The 21,639-nt window shown below is 51.7% G+C and carries 24 protein-coding genes and 1 pseudogene; 18 read left to right on the top strand and 7 right to left on the bottom strand.

Annotated elements, in window-relative coordinates; all coding sequences use genetic code 11:
- The first annotated feature begins 29 nt into the window (after positions 1-29).
- Positions 30-200: a plasmid mobilization protein gene (locus H8Z83_RS02370; RefSeq protein ID WP_022018218.1), complete on the top strand. Its 171-nt coding sequence runs from the start codon at positions 30-32 to the stop codon at positions 198-200.
- On the opposite strand, the gene H8Z83_RS02375 is transcribed toward H8Z83_RS02370, so the two are convergent.
- Together H8Z83_RS02375 and H8Z83_RS02380 are read right to left on the bottom strand one after the other, a co-directional pair.
- Positions 192-1,001 (bottom strand): hypothetical protein, encoded by an 810-nt coding sequence (locus H8Z83_RS02375; RefSeq protein ID WP_187013578.1) that lies wholly within the window; start codon positions 999-1,001, stop codon positions 192-194. The two genes, H8Z83_RS02370 and H8Z83_RS02375, sit on opposite strands and share 9 nt — an antisense overlap.
- Before the next feature lie 2 nt (positions 1,002-1,003).
- Positions 1,004-1,552 (bottom strand): AbrB/MazE/SpoVT family DNA-binding domain-containing protein, encoded by a 549-nt coding sequence (locus H8Z83_RS02380; protein WP_187013579.1) that lies wholly within the window; start codon positions 1,550-1,552, stop codon positions 1,004-1,006.
- Positions 1,553-1,758: 206 nt separating this feature from the next.
- Between H8Z83_RS02380 and H8Z83_RS02385 the strand changes: the two genes are divergently transcribed.
- The 12 genes from H8Z83_RS02385 to H8Z83_RS02440 all read left to right on the top strand — a co-directional run bounded on the left by H8Z83_RS02385 (position 1,759) and on the right by H8Z83_RS02440 (position 12,034).
- Positions 1,759-2,064: a MobC family plasmid mobilization relaxosome protein gene (locus tag H8Z83_RS02385; RefSeq protein ID WP_033120522.1), complete on the top strand. Its 306-nt coding sequence runs from the start codon at positions 1,759-1,761 to the stop codon at positions 2,062-2,064.
- Between the two features lie 226 nt (positions 2,065-2,290).
- Positions 2,291-2,584, top strand: a complete 294-nt coding sequence (locus H8Z83_RS02390) for a nucleotidyltransferase family protein (protein ID WP_187013580.1) — start codon at positions 2,291-2,293, stop codon at positions 2,582-2,584.
- The gene (locus tag H8Z83_RS02395) at positions 2,571-2,975 is read left to right on the top strand and encodes an HI0074 family nucleotidyltransferase substrate-binding subunit (RefSeq protein WP_187013581.1); all 405 of its coding nucleotides are present in this window, start codon (positions 2,571-2,573) and stop codon (positions 2,973-2,975) included. The genes H8Z83_RS02390 and H8Z83_RS02395 overlap by 14 nt, the downstream gene beginning before the upstream one ends.
- A gap of 33 nt (positions 2,976-3,008) precedes the next feature.
- On the top strand, positions 3,009-3,614 hold the full coding sequence (fic, locus tag H8Z83_RS02400; protein ID WP_187013582.1) for a protein adenylyltransferase Fic: 606 nt from the start codon (positions 3,009-3,011) through the stop codon (positions 3,612-3,614).
- A gap of 41 nt (positions 3,615-3,655) precedes the next feature.
- On the top strand, positions 3,656-4,384 hold the full coding sequence (locus H8Z83_RS02405) for a hypothetical protein (protein WP_187013583.1): 729 nt from the start codon (positions 3,656-3,658) through the stop codon (positions 4,382-4,384).
- Complete coding sequence (locus H8Z83_RS02410; RefSeq protein ID WP_187013584.1) at positions 4,371-6,032, top strand: site-specific DNA-methyltransferase; 1,662 nt, start codon at positions 4,371-4,373, stop codon at positions 6,030-6,032. Before H8Z83_RS02405 ends, H8Z83_RS02410 begins: the two co-directional genes overlap by 14 nt.
- Before the next feature lie 7 nt (positions 6,033-6,039).
- Positions 6,040-6,528: a hypothetical protein gene (locus tag H8Z83_RS02415; RefSeq protein WP_187013585.1), complete on the top strand. Its 489-nt coding sequence runs from the start codon at positions 6,040-6,042 to the stop codon at positions 6,526-6,528.
- 4 nt (positions 6,529-6,532) lie between these two features.
- Entirely contained in the window at positions 6,533-9,160 is a 2,628-nt protein-coding gene (locus H8Z83_RS02420) for a DEAD/DEAH box helicase (RefSeq protein WP_187013586.1), read from the top strand.
- Between the two features lie 516 nt (positions 9,161-9,676).
- A complete protein-coding gene (locus H8Z83_RS02425) occupies positions 9,677-10,162 on the top strand; it encodes a hypothetical protein (RefSeq protein ID WP_187013587.1) in 486 nt (161 codons plus the stop codon).
- Entirely contained in the window at positions 10,120-10,461 is a 342-nt protein-coding gene (locus tag H8Z83_RS02430; protein ID WP_187013588.1) for a hypothetical protein, read from the top strand. The genes H8Z83_RS02425 and H8Z83_RS02430 overlap by 43 nt, the downstream gene beginning before the upstream one ends.
- Positions 10,462-10,730: 269 nt before the next feature.
- Entirely contained in the window at positions 10,731-11,357 is a 627-nt protein-coding gene (locus H8Z83_RS02435) for a hypothetical protein (RefSeq protein ID WP_187013589.1), read from the top strand.
- A 101-nt stretch (positions 11,358-11,458) separates the two neighbouring features.
- The gene (locus tag H8Z83_RS02440) at positions 11,459-12,034 is read left to right on the top strand and encodes a TIGR02391 family protein (RefSeq protein WP_243184698.1); all 576 of its coding nucleotides are present in this window, start codon (positions 11,459-11,461) and stop codon (positions 12,032-12,034) included.
- A gap of 50 nt (positions 12,035-12,084) precedes the next feature.
- On the opposite strand, the gene H8Z83_RS02445 is transcribed toward H8Z83_RS02440, so the two are convergent.
- The 3 genes from H8Z83_RS02445 to H8Z83_RS02455 all read right to left on the bottom strand — a co-directional run bounded on the left by H8Z83_RS02445 (position 12,085) and on the right by H8Z83_RS02455 (position 16,007).
- Positions 12,085-13,224, bottom strand: coding sequence for an XRE family transcriptional regulator (locus H8Z83_RS02445; RefSeq protein ID WP_187013590.1), 1,140 nt, complete (start codon positions 13,222-13,224; stop codon positions 12,085-12,087).
- Positions 13,225-13,243: 19 nt separating this feature from the next.
- A complete protein-coding gene (locus H8Z83_RS02450; RefSeq protein WP_187013591.1) occupies positions 13,244-14,974 on the bottom strand; it encodes an AAA family ATPase in 1,731 nt (576 codons plus the stop codon).
- A gap of 82 nt (positions 14,975-15,056) precedes the next feature.
- Positions 15,057-16,007 (bottom strand): DUF6076 domain-containing protein, encoded by a 951-nt coding sequence (locus tag H8Z83_RS02455; protein WP_187013592.1) that lies wholly within the window; start codon positions 16,005-16,007, stop codon positions 15,057-15,059.
- A 322-nt stretch (positions 16,008-16,329) separates the two neighbouring features.
- On the opposite strand from H8Z83_RS02455, the gene H8Z83_RS02460 reads away from it, so the two are divergent.
- The 3 genes from H8Z83_RS02460 (at position 16,330) to H8Z83_RS02470 (ending at position 18,718) form a co-directional block, all read left to right on the top strand.
- Positions 16,330-16,515, top strand: a complete 186-nt coding sequence (locus H8Z83_RS02460; protein WP_187013593.1) for a hypothetical protein — start codon at positions 16,330-16,332, stop codon at positions 16,513-16,515.
- On the top strand, positions 16,515-16,973 hold the full coding sequence (locus H8Z83_RS02465) for a recombinase family protein (RefSeq protein WP_187013594.1): 459 nt from the start codon (positions 16,515-16,517) through the stop codon (positions 16,971-16,973). Before H8Z83_RS02460 ends, H8Z83_RS02465 begins: the two co-directional genes overlap by 1 nt.
- A gap of 107 nt (positions 16,974-17,080) precedes the next feature.
- Entirely contained in the window at positions 17,081-18,718 is a 1,638-nt protein-coding gene (locus tag H8Z83_RS02470; protein WP_187013595.1) for a recombinase family protein, read from the top strand.
- On the opposite strand, the pseudogene H8Z83_RS02475 reads toward H8Z83_RS02470, so the two are convergent.
- A pseudogene (locus H8Z83_RS02475) lies at positions 18,673-18,867 on the bottom strand (manganese catalase family protein); the annotation flags it as partial. The gene H8Z83_RS02470 and the pseudogene H8Z83_RS02475 sit on opposite strands and share 46 nt — an antisense overlap.
- Positions 18,867-19,319: a spore coat protein CotJB gene (locus H8Z83_RS02480; RefSeq protein ID WP_187013596.1), complete on the bottom strand. Its 453-nt coding sequence runs from the start codon at positions 19,317-19,319 to the stop codon at positions 18,867-18,869. The gene H8Z83_RS02480 and the pseudogene H8Z83_RS02475, both read right to left, overlap by 1 nt.
- Before the next feature lie 154 nt (positions 19,320-19,473).
- Here H8Z83_RS02480 and H8Z83_RS02485 point away from each other — a divergent pair, with 154 nt between their 5' ends.
- Together H8Z83_RS02485 and radA are read left to right on the top strand one after the other, a co-directional pair.
- Positions 19,474-20,208 (top strand): N-acetylmuramoyl-L-alanine amidase, encoded by a 735-nt coding sequence (locus tag H8Z83_RS02485; protein WP_187013597.1) that lies wholly within the window; start codon positions 19,474-19,476, stop codon positions 20,206-20,208.
- Positions 20,205-21,578, top strand: coding sequence for a DNA repair protein RadA (radA, locus tag H8Z83_RS02490; protein WP_187013598.1), 1,374 nt, complete (start codon positions 20,205-20,207; stop codon positions 21,576-21,578). Before H8Z83_RS02485 ends, radA begins: the two co-directional genes overlap by 4 nt.
- Positions 21,579-21,639 lie beyond the last annotated feature (61 nt).

Genomic DNA, 21,639 nt, shown 5'->3' on the forward strand with positions numbered 1-21,639 from the left:
GAAAAAAGAATAATAGGGAGGATCATCAGATGAAGAACAAAGAGAACTTACGGGAAAAGCAGGTAAATCTCCGCTTGACGCAGGCAGAATACGAGCGGCTCACCCGCACCGCGCAGGACCACGGCATCGGGCGGGCGGCGTATCTCCGCATGGTGCTGCGGGGCGCGTGGCTGCGGGAGGACGGCAGAAAATCAGAATAACTTTTTCCGCTGGAATTTGATGCAGGCCGTCACTCGGTCACGGATATAGGGAGCATCCCGCTTGGCGTAAAACTCCAGCGGCTCTGAAAGGGCCGCCATGATCTCTTTTTCGGCAAAGTCGCAGCGAAGCTGCCGCCCATAGAGATTTTGGGCCGCATGGACCTGTCGGACAAAGCCCGTTTTCATGGGCTGAGCCTTGAGCTGCCGCGCCAATGCGGCCGGTTCGATCTCCATGGGATAGTCCCGTGTGTTGGACAGCAGGCCCGCACCAAAGTCGAAGATGGGGCAGTAGTCAAAGCCATCACCGCAGCGCAGCACAGCGATGTTGTTCAGATGCCGGTCCTCGTTGCCGAACAGCATATCCACCTCGAACAGCAGCGTCAGATAGGTGCCGAAGCGGTCAAGTCCCGTCAGCCGCTCAACCTGCTCCACCAACCACGCAAGGCGGCTCTGAAGATTGGGCAGACGGTTTACCGCGGTCTGCCAGTCCGGGCCAACGCCTTTTCGCAGCAGTTCCGCAAGGGTCAGGATGGCCTCGCCTGGGCGTAGAAAATTGGCACTGGAACAGCCGTTTCGGATGTGTCTGTGGACTTCCATCCGCTCCATGCGGTAGGTCACATAGTGAAAGCCCAGCGCATCTGTATTGGTCTGTGCCAGCAGCGCAGAGGTTACGGTTTCTGCCAGCCCTTCATAGCCGAACAGATCCAGCTTGTACCAGCGGCCATCTGCCAGCCATTTTTCCTGATTGCCCTTAGACGAGGTTTCCGCGATGCGGCTTCCCGTTGTCAGTCTGATCGACATATTCAGCCCTCCACAATTTTGATCCAGCACGAATCCTCTGCCATGCGCCCTTCGGTCTTGCGGATGATCGCCAGCGGGTCATAGCAGTCCAGTCCCAAGTCAGACAGGTAATATTTCAAACCGTCCCGCTCCTGCGGTACACAGCGGTCTTTCAAGAAGGTTTGCAGATCGTCCCATGTGGGCTTGCGGTTCACGCCGAAAGCGGTGGAAAGGGGAGAACTGACCTCGTTTTCGATGGCAAGTTGATGAGTGGTTTGGTCAGCACAGATCTTCGTACAGAGCTTGTTCCCATCGTAGTAGTACAGGATCATGAGGGCGTGAGCGCTGCTTCGGGCATTGGCCAGAAAGACATCGTAATCAGACACGGCAGGGCGGCGGATGGTGATGCTTTCCCCATCAAATTGCAGCGTTACGGTGCGGCTGCCCTCAGAGATGCCCAGGGCCTTCATCCAGGCAGATGGCAGAGCCACGCGGTAGCCCTTGGCATCCGGCCCGGCGTTTCCACCCGCCTTGTTGATAAGAATATTTGCAGTTCGTTCCTCGTGTAGCACGGTCATTCACCTCAAAAGTTTCTCACAATTATTATACATATTGGACACCAATAAATCAAGAAGTTAATTTTACAACAACGTTGTCACGAAAATGAAACCGCTATACGGAAGCTGCTTTCGCAAGCATAGCATTTGGCCGTCCAAATGCGCTTGTTAGGGGAAGCAATTCCCCTATAACCCCTTATGAATTGAAAGGAAAAACGATCATGAGAAAACGACCAATCAAAATATCGCTTCGTTTGAATGAGCAGGAGCATGAACATTTGAAACAGCAGGCTATGCTCTCTGGCTTCCCAATGGAAGTATTCCTCCGTGCGCTGATCTCTGGCATGAACCTCCGATCCCGACCACTCGCTGAATACGCTGAAATCCGGCGTCAACTCGCCGGCATTGGAAATAACATCAATCAAATTGCTCATGTTGTCAACACCCGCGGCTTTGCCACGAAGGAAGACATTGCCGCAGTCACGACAGCACAGCGGGTGATCTGGCAGATCGCAAAGCGGCTTTGAGATAGCTTATTCCAAGATATATGCCGTCTGAACAAGGCCAACGACAAAAAGCAGAGCGCGCAGCCTCCTTTCTCAAGGCTGCGCGCCCGTTTTTGTTATATCCCGCTTCTGGGACGCAAGCATCGAAATATTGCTTGTGGATACAGCGTTTTATGGTATAATTATTTTGTGAGATTATAACCAGAATGGTCAGTGAGCTTGAAGGCTTATCAAAGGAGTTGGTGTGATGACAAAGTACGGAATTGATTCAACGGTTATTCACCAAATCATTAATCTGGCAAATAGGCATCACATCCAAACGGTGATTCTCTTCGGCTCCCGCGCGCGAGGGGACTTCCACCGCACAAGCGATATTGATTTAGCTGTGCAGGGAGGCAATGTATGCCGTTTCAGACTGGATGTTGAGGAAGAAACGCATACATTGCTGACCTTTGATGTGATAGATTTATGTTCTGATTTGTCCCCGGAATTGTGGGAAGCCATCAGCAAGGAGGGAGTATTGCTCTATGAAAAAGTTTGATAACTACCGTAAAAATTTAGACGTTCTGCGGCTCTCCGACCGGCAGGATCTTAGCAATGAATTTATCATCAGCGGCATTATTGACAAGTTCTCCATTCAGTTTGAATTAGGTTGGAAGGTCTTAAAAGAATTGCTGACGTATGAAGGCATCAATGCAGCTAAGACAGGCTCCCCGCGTGAAATTATCAAGCAGGCGTACCAGTATTACCCTTGCATAGAGGAAGATGTGTGGCTGGATATGCTGTCCCAGCGCAACAATATGGCGCATATTTACGATGGAAATGCCGCGCAAGCACTGGCGCAGGAGATCATCAGCCGCTTTATTCCGGCCTTTGAAACGCTGGAAAAAAGCATCTGTGAGCGATACGCCGATCTTCTGGATACGCTCTGAGGAACTATTTCATCAAAATATTGGAGGCCCACAATGGCACTTGAAAATAAACTTGCCATCACCAATTCCGCCGAGCTTGCCCGCGAGGAGGAGCGGATCAGCAAAAGGAAGGCCGTGGAACTATTTGAGAGCGGCGCTCTGGACAAACTGGTACCCGGCAGATTCACGTCGCTGCAAGCCATTCATAAGGCGCTTTTCGAGGATATTTATGACTTTGCAGGCGAACTGCGCACGGTGAATCTGGCAAAGGGCAATTTCCGCTTTGCGCCGCTGATGTATCTGGAGGCGGCGCTGGCCAACATCGACAAGATGCCGCAGTCCACCTTTGACGAGATCATCGAGAAGTATGTGGAGATGAATATCGCCCACCCGTTCCGAGAGGGCAACGGCCGCAGCACCCGCCTGTGGCTTGACCAGATGCTGAAAGCCGGTATCGGACAGGTGGTGGATTGGAGCAAGGTCGATAAAGAGGACTACCTACTGGCCATTGAGCGCAGCCCCATCAAGGACGTGGAGATCAAGGTGCTGCTGAAAGCGGCTTTGACTGACGAGATCAATAGCCGCGAGGTCTATATGAAAGGCATCGACCACAGCTACTACTATGAGGGGTATACGACCTTCAAGGCGGAAGATCTGTAAGTGGAGTACAATTCCATAGTTGCAACGAATGGAGCTACAGAATGCTATTTATCAAATTTGGAAAAAAAGAACATCTTGAACAATTAAGAAATGGCATCGTGCATTTTTCTACATTGAAAACATTTCAGAAAGATCCAACGTCGTTCCGTGGAGATAAAATGGAGGGCCGACTCTATATTGATCCAAAACAGCCGATGCTGGTCAATGGGCTCGATATATCATCATTCATGAAAGAGTGTGTTATTTCTTACGAAACAAATTGCCCAGAATTTTCTTTTTCGGCATCCATATTATCAAGAAAAAATTGTCACAAATGCACAGATGGTTTGTACACAGTAAATCAAGAATACCTTAATGAAATGCGACAGTTTGGAGAGTGTTTTTTGACAATAAATGCTTTTGAGCTTATAGAGGCACTACGGACTGAGTTTTCCAACACGGGCAGTGGATTTGAATATCACCCCGTCGTATATATCAATAAGACGAATTATTCTAAAATTCAAGAATATTTTAATAATTTATCCAGCAAAAACAGACTAACAGGGCATTTATTTTTGAAAGATGATACGAATTCCTACCGCATTCAGAATGAGTGGAGAATGGTATTGTTTGATTTCAATAATCACTACCCGGCAGATAATAATGGCGTTAATGTTAAAACATGCTATTTAACAGAGATGCCGGTTCTTGACACAGAAAGTTTAGCCACTTTACGCTGTAGTGAAGAATATTTATTTGACGAAAAGGAGAACTCTCATGCCGACACTTGAATGGATTGGAAAGAGCAAGGTGATCAATCACCATCAGGACGTGCCGTTTCGGGTGTTGGAGCGCAAGTATAGCTTTGATGAAAACGGGCAGCACGACGAGGACAACGGCAGCGAGAACATGATTATCCGGGGCGATAATCTGGAAGCCCTGAAAGCGCTGCTGCCCCGGTATGAGGGGCGCGTCAAGTGCATTTACATTGATCCACCCTACAACACCGGCAACGAGGGCTGGGTCTACAACGATAATGTCAATGACCCGAAGATCAAGAAGTGGCTGGGCGAGGTTGTCGGCAAAGAGGGCGAGGACTTGACACGCCATGACAAGTGGCTGTGCATGATGTACCCGCGGTTGAAGCTGCTGCAAAAGCTGCTGGCGGACGATGGTGTTATTTTCGTTAGTCTTGATTTCCATGAACAGCCCTTCATGCGACTTATTATGGATGAAATATTCGGAGCAAGTAACTACGTTTCAGAAATTGCTTGCGTAAACAAGCCTTCTGGTCGATCTGATGACAAATATATAGCCACAGCGCACGAAAGTATTATTGTGTATCGCAAATCTCCGCTGCTCACGCTTGGCGGATTTGAGCCGGAAGAAAAGATTACTAAACGTTACAATAAGCGTGACACTGACGGCAGACTTTATCGTGAAGAAGATTTGCGAAAAAGAGGTACACATGACGAAAGAACTGACCGCCCAAACCTGTTCTATCCATTTTTCTTTAATCAGGAAACCGGTGAACTTATTGTTGGCGGTAATGATGAGAAAACACCAGATGGTTTTATACGCATTGAACCAATGAAATCTAAAGACATTCAGGGAACGTGGCGTTGGGGACAAGATACAGCGAATGCTCAAAAAACATATATACACCCTCGCTATATGCCCAACAAGCAACAATGGAGCTTGTTTGAATGGGAATATCTTGATGAACGCGGGGCAGCTAAACCAACTACGCTCTGGGATTTCAAAGACGTAAATAGTGAGAGAGGCACAGAAGTATTCATTAAGTATTTAGGCTTCAAAAAAGAAGATTTTCCGAATCCGAAGCCCGTTGGAACAATTCAGAGAATTTTGCAAATTGCGACTGCGGGTGATGACATCATCCTCGACTCCTTTGCCGGTTCTGGCACCACTGCCCATGCTGTCCTCAACATGAACAAAGCTGACGGCGGACACCGCAAGTTCATCCTTGTCGAGATGATGGACTACGCCGACAGCATCACCGCCGAGCGCGTGAAGCGCGTGATCCGTGGCTATGGCGAGGGCAAGAACGCCGTGGAGGGCACGGGCGGCAATTTCAGCTTCTATGACTTGGGTGAACCGCTGCTTGTGGGCGATTGCCTGAATGAAGCCGTTGCCCCGGAGAAAATCCGGGAATACATCTGGTTCATGGAAACCAAGCAGCCCTACGCCCCACCCAGCGGCGGCAATCCGTATTACCTCGGCAAGCACAACAACACGGGCTATTACTTCTACTACGAGCCGCAGCGCGTGACGGTGCTGGGCTATGCGTTCCTCTCCACCATTATGGAAAAAGCCGATGGAACGGTGATCTATGCTGACCGCTGTTCCATCAGCGAGGACAAGCTGGCAAAAATGGGCGTTACATTCAAGAAGATTCCGCGCGATATTAGCAGGTTGTGAGGAATATATGGAAAAAATTCTTATTTTATTGAAAGAAGCAATTGTACCAATAGCAACTTGTGTTCTGTCTGGGATTATTTCCTATATTGTATCTGTCCGAACTGCGAACAAGTGGGTTCCTGCATATAGAAAAAAGTACGAAGAACTTCGGATTGAAGTTGCCGAGTCTCTTACAATGTATGCAAATCTTTATACGAACCCCATTGATATTGCAAAAACAGAGAATCATCAGTTGCCGCAGAATTATGCAGAAGCATCATCGAAATTGCGGAATCTGGCTTCAAAGTTAAAGGCTTTCTCGGAAACTATGCCTCCCAGAATAAGAAAAGTTCCATCAAAGGAGGCAATAGATGACGCTTCGAGCTGCTTAATTGGACTGTCTAACAGTTTTACAACACCGTATAACTCTAATATTTCAGATGCAGAGCGAAGAAATACATACAAATATGAGAATGACCTAAGGCAAATACTACGGCTACCTCTTGTAAAAAGGTGAATTTATGGAACTGAAATCATATCAGAAAAAGGTGATAGCGGACCTGACCCGCTATCTGGAACTGCTGAACGAAACAAAGAGTGACGCAGCGGCGTTTCGCCTGTTTTGGCAGGAGAAATCAGCCCCGGCTTTAGGGCGATACCAAAATGTGATACCCGGCGTTCCGAACCTCTGCTTCAAGGTACCGACAGGCGGCGGCAAGACCTTTATTGCCTGCAACGCCGTTCGTCCTATCTTTGACGCACTCCCCGCTACCAAGACAAAGGCGGTCGTGTGGCTTGTTCCCTCGGACGCGATTCTGACGCAGACGGCGAAAGCCCTGAAGGACACATCCCACCCCTACCGTCAGAAAATCGATGTGGATTTCGGCGGGCGCATGGAGGTCTACACCAAGCAGGAGCTTTTGAACGGTCAGAACTTCAATCCGACTGCCGTTACGGAGCAGTTGTCGGTCATGGTGCTGTCCTACGATTCGTTCCGTGGGCGAGGCAAGGAGGTCTTGAAAGCCTATCAGGAGAACAGCAACCTTGCCGAGTTTGCAAAGGTGCTGGGTAAGCCCGACAGCCCCATTGAAAAAGCGGATGAAACCGCCCTGTTCCAGATTATCAACCAGCTTAACCCGCTTGTCATCGTGGACGAGAGCCACCATGCCCGGTCGGAATTGAGCCTTGAAATGCTGGAAAACTTCAACCCCTGCTTTGTGCTGGATTTGACCGCCACGCCGAAAAAGGAGAGCAATATCATTTCCTATGTGGACGCGGTGCAGCTGAAAAACGAACACATGGTAAAGCTGCCCGTGATCGTCTATAACCGGGACAGCCAATCCGAAGTGCTGATTGATGCAATCGACCTGCGGAACAAGCTGGAAGAAATCGCAGATGCGGAATATGCCAGGACGGGCAAATATATCCGTCCTATCGCGCTGTTTCAGGCACAGCCGAAAGGAAAAGAGGACGCGACAACTTTTGAAAAACTGCGGGACAAGCTGGTGGATGCTGGGATTCCCGCCGAGCAAATTGCCATTCGAACCGCCGATGTGAACGAGCTGAAAAACACCGATTTGATGTCCCCAAGCTGCCCGATTCGGTATATCATCACGGTCAATGCGCTGAAAGAGGGCTGGGATTGCCCCTTTGCCTATATCCTTGCGTCCCTTGCCAATAAGACAAGTCAGGTTGACGTGGAGCAGATTTTGGGACGGATTCTCCGCCTGCCCCACACCAGCCAGCATACCCAGAGTGCGCTTAATATGTCCTATGTGCTGACTTCTTCCAACGACTTCAACAATACTGTGGCGCATATCGTCAAGGGCTTGAACAGCGCAGGTTTCAGCGATAAGGATTATCGGATCGGTGAGCCCGTAAAACCGCAAGTACCCGAACAGCCAGCAGAGCAAATCACGCTGCCTGACCCGCAGGGAGCTTCCGAACCGGAAAGCGCAGAGGACGATTTTTCGGGGCTGGATGGGAAATTGATCGGGGCAGAATTGGAGCGGCGCAGAGAACAGGCGCAAACGCCTGAAACTGCCCCGAAAGCCGACACCATGCTGGACGCTGCCGCAGAGGTCGAAAAGGCGTACACAGACGCTATCCAACAGACCGGCAATGATCCGGTGATGGACAATCTTCCGTGGGAGGTACGGGATAAAGTGAAATCATTTCAGGTGAATCCGCAGTTCCGGGAGGATATTGAAACGCTGCAAATCCCGCAGTTTTTCCTGAAAGTTGAGCAATCTTTGTTTACGGACGGTTCTTTTGAACTGCTGGATAAGGAAATGCTGGCAGAGGGCTTTACCCTCAAGGGCAAGGCATACGATATTGACTTTGCCGCCGCAGACGATGAAATCCGCGAAATCGACGTGCGGGAGCAGGACGGCGGTTTGCCGAAGGTGTTCAAGATGGAGAGCGCCGAGCAGCGGTACTTCAAGGAGTGGTTCAACAATCTGCCGCCGGAGAGCCGGGTGCGTCAATGCAAGGACATGATGTTCAATCAGCTTAACAAGCTGAACATGGTAGACGCTGCCGAACTGAAAGCCTACATAAACCGCATTGTGGACGACATGGACAAGGCACAGCTCGCCGCCATGGAGAAAGCCCCACTGGGCTATGCGGCGAAGATCCGTGACAAGATCGAAACGCTGCTGGAAGCCCACTATCGGGAAACCTTTGAAAAGTGGCTGGAAACGGAGCGTATTGTCTGCAAGCCCTATTTCCGTCTGCCCCTCGCAATCCATCCCACCACCCATACTGACATATACGCCCGTTCGCTGTACACGGCGGAGGACGGCGACATGAACAAGCTGGAAGAAGAGCTGATTGTGGAGTTGACCGCCCTGCAAAATGTCCGCTGGTGGCACAGGAATATTGCCAGACAAGGGTTTGCAATCAACGGCTTTATCAAGCATTACCCCGATATTCTGATTATGACCAAAAGCGGCAAGCTCATCTGCGCAGAAACCAAGGGCGAACACCTGAAAAACGATGACAGCCGGGAGAAAATCGCACTCGGTCAAGCATGGCGTACATCAGCGGGCAAGGACTATCGCTATTACATGGTATTTGAGAATGAGGAAAACCTCTTGCCGGGTGCAATGAGTATGAGCCAGTTTATCGACACGATTAAGGCGCTGTAAGGGAGGTGCGTGTTTTGAAACTGCCATATGAAAACGAACTGTATGAGCTGCGAAAGTGGATAGACTTTACAAACGCAAACTTGCAGATGCAGTTTCTCCACACACCTCAGGAAATTCAGCGTGTCCACCAATGGATCAATGCAATTACGAGAGGAATACAAGCGGACTATCCTTTTTATGCGACTACGTGAATATTCCGCGCGAGATTGCGCAGCGTGACCGCTGAGATTGAGCATCCATTCCGGCGGAATTAAGCACCCTCGCCGCCGTCGTTGAGCATTGCGGCAAAACGTAGATATGCATGTAAATTTCGGAGTTGCAAGTCCAGATGCACGGTGGAAGAAGTCCACTATCACGGGAAATTAGGTCCACCGTCACGGGCATGAGGTCCATAGTGAGCAGAGGGCATGGTGCGGTGTTTTAAGGCGTTTATCCGGTTTCTTCGAGAAATATCTCGGCGTTGCCTAAAGCAGCGGCGTGCTGCCGGCTACATAGGCAGAATGGAGGTAGAGTGCGATGGCTCTTTGGGGCAGTCGAAAGAAATTCGACAAAAACAGTGACGGCAAGTTAAGTCATCAGGAATGGTGGCACTGGTATCGAAGCACCAGCGGCCCGGAAATCGAACAGGCGGAGCGCCATCAGGCAGCGCAGGTGGGAGAGAACCAGAGTTCCTGGCTGCATGAAGTTGTTCGCATTACCCACACCGCTACCGGAAACTACCTGAGTGCCGTCTGTGAACTGCTGTCATCCATGCCGCCAAAGGATGCCAAGGAACTGGCGTGGAAAGCACTGCTCTGCCAACTGACTGTCGCGCTTGCGGAGAGCGGTCTGTGGTCCAACCAAGAGAAAACGAATGCCGGACTATTCGTCAACGGCCAGAGTTTCTATCCCTACCGGGCTGCCGTAACTGACCTTGCGAGAATGAGCGGAATTTGCAGCGAGGACGAACTTGCGCGGGCGTGCCTAAACCGCCAGCACTGTTTCAGGCGGAGGACAGCCTGACTCAGGAAGACTGCGGCGCCTTCTGGAAACAGTTCATCGCGCAGCTGCCGCCCTACTATGATGAAACGCAGCCGGCATTCGAAAACGGTGATTTGGACATCTGCCTGCCGCTATGCGTCAGCGGGGATACGGAGGACGCCATCCGGGCGCTCTTCGAAAACCTTTGTACGCCAGAATCCGGCTGGGGTAATGCCCCTCTCGCGCTCGGAGCCGCTCTGCCATTTCCCGCAGATTTCCTGCCTCATTGTAGGCGTCAAAAGAACAGCACTCCAGCCGCGTCCATCCGTCAACGACACTGATGTCCAGCTTCGCGCCAAACTCACCGGCTTTCCCGCTTTTCCCCGCACAATGGGCCGAACGAAGGGCTGGCTCACGCTGACGATCCGGTCAGGTACGCTGTGGGTACGGTTATCGTACATGTACTTCTGCTGTTCATAGACGGTGCGGATCGTGTCTAAACGCTCCGCCTGGCGAGGGGGCAGATTTTTTCCGAGGGACAGTTTTCCATCGATGGCATTCAGGTCGCGCCGGAGGTAAGTCAGCTGCTTTAAATTAATGGAGGATTTATATGAAAGAAGATAGAACTGCGTTTTGGTTCCGAATAAGAGTTATTTTATCCACTCTTCTTGTACTCTTAGGTGCTGGTCTTTTTTTCGCAGGATATTATGGTTATGCCAAAAAATGGGGTATTCCTATTGAAGTGTCATTCTTTGGCTCTGGCGGGATGATTATTGCAGGATTTGCAATCCGCGCCACGCTCTTTCATTGTCCGTTTTGTGGGGCACATATTTATTTAAGAAATCCAGTATTATTGTACTTTTACTCTTGCCCAAGTTGTGGGCACAGCGTTGGTAAAGGAAAAGCCTCATATTTAAACAGAAGACTCTCAACAAATAGTGTTCACGAATCCAAACACTCAAACGTCGCGCATTATCGAAGAAAAGTCATAACTATTATTGCATTACTTATATCTTGGTTTATTTGCGCCATATTGCTCTATATTTTTAACCTGTTTAACGGATATTGCGGAATATTATTAATCATAAGTTCTATTCCAATATTGCTCTCCGTTTGGACATTACGTTGTCCCAAATGTGGCGCGTGGATAGCAAAGCAAACTCCTATATGGGAATTTCTTCACTACAATTGTAAAATATGTGGATTTTCTGCTGATGAAAGTGATAAGCGAGAATAATTGAAAGATGTACTTCTCCGTGCAGTTTATGACAAAGTCGAAAATACACTTTCTTTCTATCAAACATGGTCGGAAACTCCCGACGAGGTCTCCGCCAACGCATGAAGCAGGCAGCCAAACACTGCACCGTGGTGATTAAATCCTTAATGACTACGCTCCCCTGTGTTGCAAATATACTCTTTCAGCAAAACGAGATGGGTGCTATTTTCCTGAATCCTGCGGCATTTGGCGAGTTGGTGGTAATTGTCCGCCATATTGAAGCAGAACCTGTTGTTGTCCAGTTCTGGGCTGAGATTCATCCGCGAATTGTGAATGTCTCCCGTGAGTTATATGCAGATGGTCATTGTTCGACCGCAGCAGAAAAGGCGGTCAAAGAAGTAGAATCTCGTCTGCGCGAGAAGTTTTCAGAGTTAAAACCCGGCACAACAGTTCCCTCAAAGATTGGTGATGTGATTGGCGCACTCATAAGCGAAAATGGCGTTTTCAGGTTCTGCGACACATCTACTACCAGCGGCAGGGACTACCGACGTGGAATCCACTCTCTGTTTGAAGGAATCATGGCAGCCTATCGCAACCCTGCGGCTCATGCTAATCTTCAATATGAAAAACGTGAGGCTATGGAGCAAATCATGCTGGCAAGCCAGTTGATGTATGTGTTAGAAAAGCCTCAATTATAGTGTAACAGAATCGGTATCATGCTATTGACATGATGCCGATTCTATTATATTTACATATCCAACAATAATATTCTTGCCCGTTTCTGCACCTGCCGCTCCATCATCCGCAATCTTTTTTCGGGCAGGTTATAGCGTGAGTGCTTCTTGAACTTGAAGTTCAGCAGATGCCGCAGCTTCTCGCGCAGCTCCGGCGTCAGCACGGCCTTGGCTGTGCCGAGAAAATCATCGTACACGCTGGGGTAAAGCGTTTCGATATATTCCTCCAATGCGGCCTCGTCTGCCCAGGCATCCGTACCCGCAAAGTTAAAGAGGGAATTGCCGTGGTCGAACAGGGGAGCGGGGGAGACGATGGTATTCGTCCGGTTATCGACCATCACGCCGAAGTTTCCAAAATGCCGGTCCACATTGCAGATCACCGCATCGAACACCAGCATTTCGTTCAGTGCGTTGACAAACTCGACTCCCATCTTCTCGTAATATGTCCTGACAGCCCCCATGCCGCCCTTAGAAACGAGATGTCCGATCGGGAGGTAGGCATACGCCTTGTCGGTAAAAAGCTCGCAGGTGGAGCAGAGAACGCCTTTCCAACGGGATAAGCCGTAGGGGATCGCGTGAACGCCCATGGCGGCGGCGATCTGCGCGGCGTAAAACTCAGAGTATGGCTCGTTGCCTGTGTTGGTCGCGCCCTCCGTGCCGCCCTTATAGAGATACACCTTACCGCCGATGCGCCGCCAGCATTTGCGGAGCATTCCGTTGGTGGTAAACTCCGGGCTGGAGAGCAGGGAGGTGCGGACGTTGCTGCCATAACCGGTAAAGGCAAGCTCGGCCAGAACATTGCTGAATGGGTTGTCGTAGAGATTTACCTTGCCGAAAGAAGCGGTGTCACCGTCCTCAACGACCCAATAGCAATCGTTAAGTGATAGTCCTTTACAAACACTGATAATACTGAGCGGTCGGTTGATAGTTAAGCCGCATTTTGCCAAAAGGCTATGGACGTAGGCGCGGTTTTTGGGAATCGTGCGGCGGCGCAGCCAACGGCTCAATCCATCCGGCGTAAGCGTCAGACCAAGCGGCAGAAATGCCGCTTTTTCTTCGTTTGTCCAAAGGATTTGGATCTCCGGCTCACTGGTATCCGTTGTCGCGGAGAATTTAACCAACGGTTCATCGAACTGCTTTAAAATATAGTTCATGATAAATCCTCCTCAAAAGTTACTTCAGACCACACAGAAAATTTTCTACATTCAAATACTGAACATCCTCAGCAAACGTATCTTTTCCGCGATAAAGAACGAATTTACCGCTGATCGGGCCAAAGCGTTTTTCAACGATTTGGCATTTCTCTGCATCACGCAGATGAAGTGTCTGCTTTTCGTTGACCTCGGTGCTGTGCTTGATTTCATAGATGCGGCAATTTTTACTTGCTTTATCGTAAATCACCATGTCAAACTCGCCGCCAGCATCGAACTTGAATTTGAACGCTTCCATCGTACTGGGCGCGGTTTTGCGGACTTCCAGCAGAACAATGTCCTCCAGCATCCGGCCCTTTACATCGTCCAGAATCTTTCCTGTGATATATGCCTTATCCGCTTCGGGGATCGATGCAAAATAGGCATCCTGCATCAGGGAATAGACCAGCGCCTTTGCGATGGCATAGCGCATACCGGGCTGAGAAAAGACGATATGCTCTGCCTGCTTACCGCTTTCATACCGTTCCGGACAGTTGACGATCAGATCCAGCATAAGCAGATACTTTTTCACCTTGTCGATATGCTCCTGCGTGATTGGAACGGTTGTTTCACTCTTTTCCTTGACCTCAATGATGGCCTTTAATCGCTCCAATATTTGCTTTTCATTGACATCATAGAGAACAGTTGCCCGTTCCGCAGGGAGATCATGTAAAAGCAGCTCCTTTGCGGAGCCAAAGTCATGGGACTTAAATTCGTCCTCCACCACGCGCAGCACAAACCGGTGGTTCATGTGCTGCACAATGCGGTTGATGACGTTGGTCAGTTCACCTTTTTCGTAAAGCTCCCGCAGTTGATTGAAGTATTCGCCGTAATGGTCGTTTTTCAGTGTATGCTGAATGTTGCGGCTGATGGCGGTATCAATATACTTCCGTGTGCTTTCGTCGTCCCGAAACGCGACCTCGTCAAAGGCGGCATCCGGATCGTCAAAGCTCATATTTTCCATTTTCAGCGTTCCGCCGTATTCAATATAAGAATCGACAGAACAGATGTTCAGGAGCCGCGCATACTCCCGAAAGGGAATAAAAGAGGTGTGGATCGTCACGCTTCTGTCGTACAGTTCATCGCGGTTTGCCATAGCGAAGCTAAGAGAGTCCGTACCGGAAACAACGATTTTCATGCCCATCATGCTGAACACATCGGAAAGCACGGCAGCGGTGTCGATGAAGTCATTCAGGAGCGTAATTTCATCAATAAACACATACCGATAGCCCAGTTCAAACAGAACTTTCAAGTCCTTTGTCAGCCGTGACATATCATCGGTGGTCTGCACCTTGATGTAGGCCGTTTTTTCTATGGGCAGATCGGAAAGCATTTGGAACAGAAGTGTTGTCTTTCCGGTTCGGCGGAGACCGTATAAAATACAGATCTTCCCATCATAGGAGCCGTTCACAAACTTCTGTAAGGTGCTGAAGCAGTCACGCTTACCGTACTTTGCCACGCTGTTTGCCAGCGCCTGCAAGCCCGTACCCGTGACAACATTCGTATAAAACTCAGGTATTTGCGAGGGGACAGCGGCTGTAACAACAGGCTGACCATAGATTTCCAACTTTTGATAAATCGCATGGTATCTGGCCGTGTTTGCTTTCGCGGCATCGTTTTCGTAATTCTGATAGTTGCGCGTGGACATACCGAGGTATTCCGCACATTGGGCCTGATTCAGCCCTTTTGAAATACGCAATTCTTTTAAGGTCACGCTCATCACCTCGCCTTTATTATATCACAGTATACGCAAAGAACAAGAAAAATACGCAAACATTTCGTGTTTTCTTCGCCTATTATTCGCCTTTCTTCTTTGGGAGCTGTGTAAGCGCATCTAATTCTTCATAGGTCAATTCGCCGTTCACGTAGCGGTTTCGTGCATTCTCCGCTTGTGCTTTCCAGATTTGAAATGCGGCATCTGTGTAAATAGCCGGAGTACGGCGAACACGCATATCATAGGTTTTGATCCGCTGCCGGATGAGCTTTAAGCCATCATCGGCAGCGATTTTCTTTTCATGCTTCTCTTTGACTGCGAGTTCTTTGCAGCTTTTTCCGGTATCACCGACTGACCGATCACAATAAAGAGCTTTGGAAGAGAAAGGGATAAAGTAACGATGACAATATTCACACTTTTTCAATTCAATTCCTTGCTCGACCATCTCCAGCAGTTCTGTCAGCAGCGTCGCGCCCAAATCGTCCGAGCCCTCGATGCGGGCAAACCGGACGGACTTTGGTGGCGTCGAAATGCGGTCTGCCGCCAACACCGGATCAAAATTCTGCTCATCTACATACAGCTTTCGTTCTGCGCGCATCTTCAGGTCCAAACCGGCGATCGCTGTGGCAGCTTGAAAATCGCGGCTCATATAGAGCGCCAAACGCTGCTTGGCGCTCAACTTAGATCTGTCCGGCACGAGCGCGGCATCTGCAAAGGCGGAAAGTTCCTTTTGCAGTTTCTCAAAACCTTCCATGCGTTCATCAAGCACGTCTGCCAGCTTTTCTTCAAAAAAGAGGGACTGCACAAAGCGTTCCCCGAAAGGATGGATCGCGCTCAGCGCATTTTTGATCTCGGTAATGGCTTGATTTTCCATCATGGGCGTTGTTCGCACCAGTAATTTCGCCCGTAAAGAAGCAAAATCTGTGGACAAAAAGGCAATAAGGGTTGTCCCAAGACGATATTCCACGGGCTTGAAATCCGTTTCTACATATTCCTTTTTTGGGCCAAAACTCAAGCAATACAAGGCTCTCAAGGCTTTTCCTCCATTCGTGGACACAGTCCTGCCGCGTGTGTGGTATATCATTTGTAACGCAATTAGTTTACCACATATTGAAATCTCCGTCAACGCTTGCTATCATTTTTGTGGAAGTTGAAATTCAGCACAAACGATCTTCCACAAAATTGAATGACCGCCGGAGCGTTTCTCTTTCGGGGAAGCAGGCCATGACCGTCAATGACGCGAGCGTGCCAAGGAGCAGAAATCGAGTTTCCGTCAGGCAGGAAACCGCTTCCGGGAAAACGGCAAACAAGTTCACCGGTCTCTCCGCATAGTTTCAAGGAAAGGGGGGAGCAGGATGGCAAGCAAACCGGAGCTGCTGCATAATCAGGCGGCAGACGAGATCGGGCAGGACTTTCTTCTCGCATACCAGCGAGCCGTCCTGCTCGCCTTACAACAGCAAGGTATCCTCAATGAAACGCAGTTTAAAGACTGCGTACAGAAATTGGAGAAATATACACGAATGAATGGAGGAAATGAATAATGTTAAAAGCAGCATTCTATCAGGTAGAACAGTGCCAAGAACCGCCAGAGGAAATCAGAGCAGAAATGCAGGAATTCGCCGCTGATGTTGGGTTGGGATTCCATGCGTTTTACATGGATTCTCCAAAGCCGTGGTATCTTTCCGAGCCCAGCAGCGTACTTCGGAAAATGGTGGAGGATGCGTCTGAACGAAAATTTGACATTCTGATTATCGAGCGGATGTCGGATTTTACAAACTGTTGTATGGACGCACAGAAGGTGCTTCGGGCGATGAAAAAGCAAGGTGTCCGGATTTTTTACTGGAACGAACATATGCTTGAACTTGATGAGTACACCGATGAACCGACTTCCCAACTGCAAACCCATCTCATTATAGAAAATATCGCTCGGCAGGAAGAACTTCGGAAAATGAAGAATATTTTACGTTGGCAATTTAGTTCTCACGAAGCAACACAGTGAAATATCTTTTGCAATCAATAAGCTGTAAAGCAATAGTGCCTTTCAGTATCCGCACAGTTGCAAAGGCATGTGATTCGCCGTATGATACCCGCAAAGGAGGCGGTTTTATGTTACAAGTAGCGGCGTACTGCCGCGTATCCACGGATAAGGAAGATCAGGCGAACTCGTTTGAGGCCCAACAGCGATATTTCCGTGATTACATTGAGCGTCAGCCGGATTGGGAGTTGCAAGGCATCTATGCCGACGAGGGCATCTCCGGCACGTCCACCCGCAAGCGCGTGGAGTTCAATAAAATGCTCCACGCGGCGGAGCTGGGGCAGATCGACCTGATCGTGACCAAGGAGGTCAGCCGTTTCACCCGCAACACGGTGGACGCCCTGCAAATCACCCGTGACCTGCGTCGGCGGGGCGTAGGCGTGCTGTTTCTCAATGACAGCCTGGATACCCGCACCAACGATGGGGAGCTTCGATTGACAATCATGAGTTCCGTCGCGCAGGATGAGAGTCGCAAGACCTCTGAACGCTCCAAATGGGGACAGATGCGCAGCATGGAGAAGGGCGTCGTTTTTGGCGGCTCGCTGCTGGGGTATGACGTGATCGGCGGTAAAATGACCGTCAACCCGGAGGGTGCAGAAGTTGTCCGGCTCATCTTCCATAAGTACCTGCAAGAGCGCAAAGGGTGCAGCACCATCGCGCGGGAACTGCGGGAGGCCGGTATCCTCAGCAGCAAGGGCAACTGCCTTTGGTCGTCTGCCACCGTGACAAAGATCCTGAAAAATGAAAAATACTGCGGCGACCTGATCCAGAAAAAGACCTACACGCCGGACTTTCTGACCCATGAAAAGAAGTACAACCACGGCAAGGAGCCGCTGGTAGCGCTGAAAGACCACCATGAGGCCATCATCGACCGGGAAACGTGGCAGGCGGTGCAACGGGAGCTATCCCGCCGCAACCGCGCAACGGGCTGCGGCGGACATGGCAACCGCTATCCGCTCTCCGGCAAAATTCGCTGCGGTGAGTGCGGCAAGAGCTTCTCCCACCGCACCAAAAAGCGGCAGGACGGCAGCTCCTATTATCGCTGGTGCTGCTTCACCGCCACCAACGAGGGCCTGCGGCGCACAGACGGCGCGGGAAATACCATCGGATGCAGCGTCGGGCGGCAGATCCGGGATGACATTGCCATGGACCTTCTGCGGCGCTCGGTGAACGACGTGACGCTGGATAAGAAAGCGATCATATCGAATCTCGCCCGCATTGTGGAAAGCGTTCTGACGTCCGGTGAGGACAGCGGCGAGCAGGAGCTGCGGCGGCTGGAACTGGAGCTTGAAAAGCTACAAGCCCGCAATGACACCATCCATGACCGCTTTTTCGATGAGAGCATCACCAAGGCTGACTATCAGCGCGCCAAAGCCCGCTGTGAAAGTGAAATGAACCGGGTGCAGGAGAAAATTGCCGCGATCAAACAGCGGCAGACGCTGAACACCGACACGCAGACCCTAAAGCCGGACATTCGCACCGCCATCACGGGCATCGTCAGCGGGCGCACGGCAGACGATGATTTTTACGGTCATCTCCTCCAACAGATGACCGTGTACCGGGACGGCAGGGTAGAGGTGGCGCTCAAGCTGCTGCCTGCCAAGTGGACATATGTACTGGATGGATTGGAAAAATACCGCGCCAAAATTGGGGGCCATGACGCTTCCTCTGTGCCGATGTCGGTCAGCAGGCCCTTCAGCTCCGGATAGGGCATGGAGTAGCGCTGGGAAAGGTAGCGCAGGGACGCGCCCAGCTCGCCGTCGGGACCGCCGTACTGGCTGATGATCACCGCCGCCAGCTTGGGGTTGGGTGTGGCGACCTTCACCGGATATTGCAGCTTTTTCTCATAAACAAACATCAGCCGTTTCCTCCTAACTCCCAGGGCCATGGGTCATTGAGCCAGGTGTAGCCGTCCTCCAGAACCAGCTCCGCGCTGTCCAGAGGGCCGTATTTGGCGGTATACTTTTCCCGGCCCTCCTTGGCCAGCTTGATATAGGAGGCGTACAGTCCCAGAGCCTCCTGGTCCTGCGGGTGTGTATCCAGATAGAGATTCAGCTCCGTGACGGCGAAGTCAAGGGCCATCAGCTCCACCAGTGCGGTGTTTGGCAGCTTGGTCCGGGCCTGAATAGCCGCCTTAAACGGCAGGTCCAGCCCCGGAAACAGGGTGCCGGTCTGCAAAGCCTCCGTCCGGCTGTACCGGGTGGGATTATTGCTCTGCATGGGAATATATGGGAAAGCCAGTGCCGCGCAGCCGGGCAGGGTGCCCTGACCGACCTCGCAGACCGCGGGCTTCACTTCGGGTTTTTCCATAGCTTCGTGATCCCCTCCTTATTGAAAGCGCCCTTGGGCGCGTACCCTATCCTATGCGGAAGGGGCAAGTAGGGAACTTGCTTTCCCGACAAAAAGTCGCTATAATGACATATTGGATAAGCTGCGGCGCATAGGCTGGGCCGAGGTGATTGGCATGATCCTGCTGATTCGGAAACGAACGCTGCTGTATACATGGCTGGCGGTCTGTATGATCGGACTTTCCGCCATTTTTCTGGCAGGCTCCCGACGGGCCTTCACGCCCACTGGGGCGATGGGGCAGGGGAGCCGCGTTCAAACCGTGGTCATCGACCCGGGCCACGGCGGGCAGGACGGCGGCGCCGTCGCCGGAGACGGTACGGAGGAAAGCCGGATCAATCTGGCGATTTCCCTGCAACTGGAACAGCTCTTGCGCTTTGCCGGTGTTCGGACGGAGCTGACCCGGCGGGAGGACGTCATGGTCTGCGATCCCGGACTGGAAACCATGCGGCAGCGGAAGGTGTCGGACCTCCACAACCGGGCGTCATTTGTCAACGGCATCCCTAATGCGGTGCTGTTGAGCATCCACCAGAACAGCCTGCCGTCCTCGCCGGTGACCCACGGGGCGCAAACCTTCTGGAACCGGCAGGAGGGGGCGGAAGCGCTGGCCCGGACTCTGCAAGCCGGGTTGAACCCGGTGGTCAACACCCACCGGGCCAAGGAGCCGAAGCCGATCCCGGACAGCATCTATTTGATGAACCATGTGGACGCTCCCGCAGTGCTGGTGGAGTGCGGCTTTCTGTCCAACAGGGAGGAGGCCGCGCGGCTCCAGCAGGAGGACTATCAGAAAACGCTGGCGGCGGTCATCGCGGCGGGGTATTTGCGATGGATGGCCGGAGAGGATAGGAAATGAAAGCAAAAACGCTGTTTTATTGTACGGAATGTGGAAATGAGACCGCAAAATGGGCGGGGAAGTGCCCCGCCTGCGGCGCGTGGAATACCATTGTGGAGCAGCCGGAGCGCCCCAAGGGAACAGGGAAGGGGGCCTCTGTCCGGGTGGGCATGACCCGCCGCCGGGCCTGCCCCGTGACGGATCTCACCGCTGACGAGGAGATCCGGTTTCCCACCGGCATGGGGGAGTTGGACCGGGTCTTGGGCGGCGGGGCTGTGAAGGGCTCGCTGGTGCTGGTGGGCGGTGCGCCCGGCATCGGCAAATCCACGCTGATGCTGCAAATTTGCAGCAAATTATGTGAATTTTCCAAGGTTTTATATATTTCCGGTGAGGAATCTGAACACCAGCTAAAGCTGCGGGCCAAGCGGCTCCATGTGGAAAGCCAGCAGCTTTTGGTGCTTTCGGAGACGAATCTGGGGGATGTGCTGGAGGCCGTGAACACGGAGCAGCCGGATGTGCTGATCGTGGACTCCATCCAGACCTTATACAATGACGCGCTGGACGCCGCCGCAGGCAGCGTCAGTCAGGTGAAGGACTGCACCCTGTCTCTGATGCAGGTAGCCAAGGGGCAGGGGATCACGGTCTTTGTCATCGGCCATGTCAACAAGGAAGGCTCCATTGCCGGTCCCAAGGTACTGGAGCACATGGTGGACTGCGTGCTGTACTTTGAGGGCGACCAGCACACCAGCTATCGGATTTTGCGGGCGGCGAAGAACCGCTTCGGCGCTACCAACGAGATCGGTGTTTTTGAAATGCGGGACGAGGGGCTGGCGGAGGTGGAGAACCCGTCGGAAATGCTGCTCTCCGGCCGACCGGAGGACGCCCCCGGCACCTGTGTCACCTGTGTGATGGAGGGGGTCCGGCCCGTTCTGGCAGAGCTTCAGGCGCTGGTGGTCAGCTCTGCCGGCGGCAATCCACGGCGAACCAGCAACGGCTTTGATTACAACCGGGCGGCCATGCTGCTGGCGGTGCTGGAAAAGCGGGGCGGGCTGAAGGTCTCCGCCTGCGACGCCTATCTGAACATCGTGGGCGGTCTGTCACTGGACGAGCCTGCCGCAGATCTGGCGGCGGTGATTGCCTTGGCGTCCAGTTATTTGGACAGGCCGGTGCCCAGCGATCTGGTGGCCATCGGAGAGGTGGGCTTGACCGGGGAACTGCGCAGCGTCAATCAGTTGGATCAGCGGGTGTCTGAAATTCAGCGCCTGGGATTCCGGAGGTGCGTGGTGCCGGCTCATCGGGCAGGTACCATAAAGGCTCCGACCGGCTTGACGGTGATCCCGGCCCGGAATATCGGTGAGGCGATCCGAGCCGCGCTGCGTCCTGCGGAATGAAGTGTACACAGGCGCCGCCCAAGGCCGGTTGTCCTGCGGCGGCAGCGCTGTCCAACGTGCA

The sequence above is a fragment of the Dysosmobacter segnis genome, assembly GCF_014297285.1.
GTDB classification, from domain to species: Bacteria; Bacillota; Clostridia; order Oscillospirales; family Oscillospiraceae; genus Oscillibacter; species Oscillibacter segnis.

Excerpts from the sequence above, each read along its gene's own strand:
- H8Z83_RS02370 (WP_022018218.1), top strand. The coding sequence starts at position 30 with ATGAAGAACAAAGAGAACTTACGGGAAAAGCAGGTAAATCTCCGCTTG.
- H8Z83_RS02375 (WP_187013578.1), bottom strand. The coding sequence starts at position 1,001 with ATGTCGATCAGACTGACAACGGGAAGCCGCATCGCGGAAACCTCGTCT.
- H8Z83_RS02385 (WP_033120522.1), top strand. The coding sequence starts at position 1,759 with ATGAGAAAACGACCAATCAAAATATCGCTTCGTTTGAATGAGCAGGAG.
- H8Z83_RS02390 (WP_187013580.1), top strand. The coding sequence starts at position 2,291 with ATGACAAAGTACGGAATTGATTCAACGGTTATTCACCAAATCATTAAT.
- H8Z83_RS02395 (WP_187013581.1), top strand. The coding sequence starts at position 2,571 with ATGAAAAAGTTTGATAACTACCGTAAAAATTTAGACGTTCTGCGGCTC.
- fic (WP_187013582.1), top strand. The coding sequence starts at position 3,009 with ATGGCACTTGAAAATAAACTTGCCATCACCAATTCCGCCGAGCTTGCC.
- H8Z83_RS02405 (WP_187013583.1), top strand. The coding sequence starts at position 3,656 with ATGCTATTTATCAAATTTGGAAAAAAAGAACATCTTGAACAATTAAGA.
- H8Z83_RS02410 (WP_187013584.1), top strand. The coding sequence starts at position 4,371 with ATGCCGACACTTGAATGGATTGGAAAGAGCAAGGTGATCAATCACCAT.
- H8Z83_RS02415 (WP_187013585.1), top strand. The coding sequence starts at position 6,040 with ATGGAAAAAATTCTTATTTTATTGAAAGAAGCAATTGTACCAATAGCA.
- H8Z83_RS02420 (WP_187013586.1), top strand. The coding sequence starts at position 6,533 with ATGGAACTGAAATCATATCAGAAAAAGGTGATAGCGGACCTGACCCGC.
- H8Z83_RS02425 (WP_187013587.1), top strand. The coding sequence starts at position 9,677 with ATGGCTCTTTGGGGCAGTCGAAAGAAATTCGACAAAAACAGTGACGGC.
- H8Z83_RS02435 (WP_187013589.1), top strand. The coding sequence starts at position 10,731 with ATGAAAGAAGATAGAACTGCGTTTTGGTTCCGAATAAGAGTTATTTTA.
- H8Z83_RS02440 (WP_243184698.1), top strand. The coding sequence starts at position 11,459 with ATGAAGCAGGCAGCCAAACACTGCACCGTGGTGATTAAATCCTTAATG.
- H8Z83_RS02445 (WP_187013590.1), bottom strand. The coding sequence starts at position 13,224 with ATGAACTATATTTTAAAGCAGTTCGATGAACCGTTGGTTAAATTCTCC.
- H8Z83_RS02460 (WP_187013593.1), top strand. The coding sequence starts at position 16,330 with ATGGCAAGCAAACCGGAGCTGCTGCATAATCAGGCGGCAGACGAGATC.
- H8Z83_RS02465 (WP_187013594.1), top strand. The coding sequence starts at position 16,515 with ATGTTAAAAGCAGCATTCTATCAGGTAGAACAGTGCCAAGAACCGCCA.
- H8Z83_RS02470 (WP_187013595.1), top strand. The coding sequence starts at position 17,081 with ATGTTACAAGTAGCGGCGTACTGCCGCGTATCCACGGATAAGGAAGAT.
- H8Z83_RS02480 (WP_187013596.1), bottom strand. The coding sequence starts at position 19,319 with ATGGAAAAACCCGAAGTGAAGCCCGCGGTCTGCGAGGTCGGTCAGGGC.
- H8Z83_RS02485 (WP_187013597.1), top strand. The coding sequence starts at position 19,474 with ATGATCCTGCTGATTCGGAAACGAACGCTGCTGTATACATGGCTGGCG.
- radA (WP_187013598.1), top strand. The coding sequence starts at position 20,205 with ATGAAAGCAAAAACGCTGTTTTATTGTACGGAATGTGGAAATGAGACC.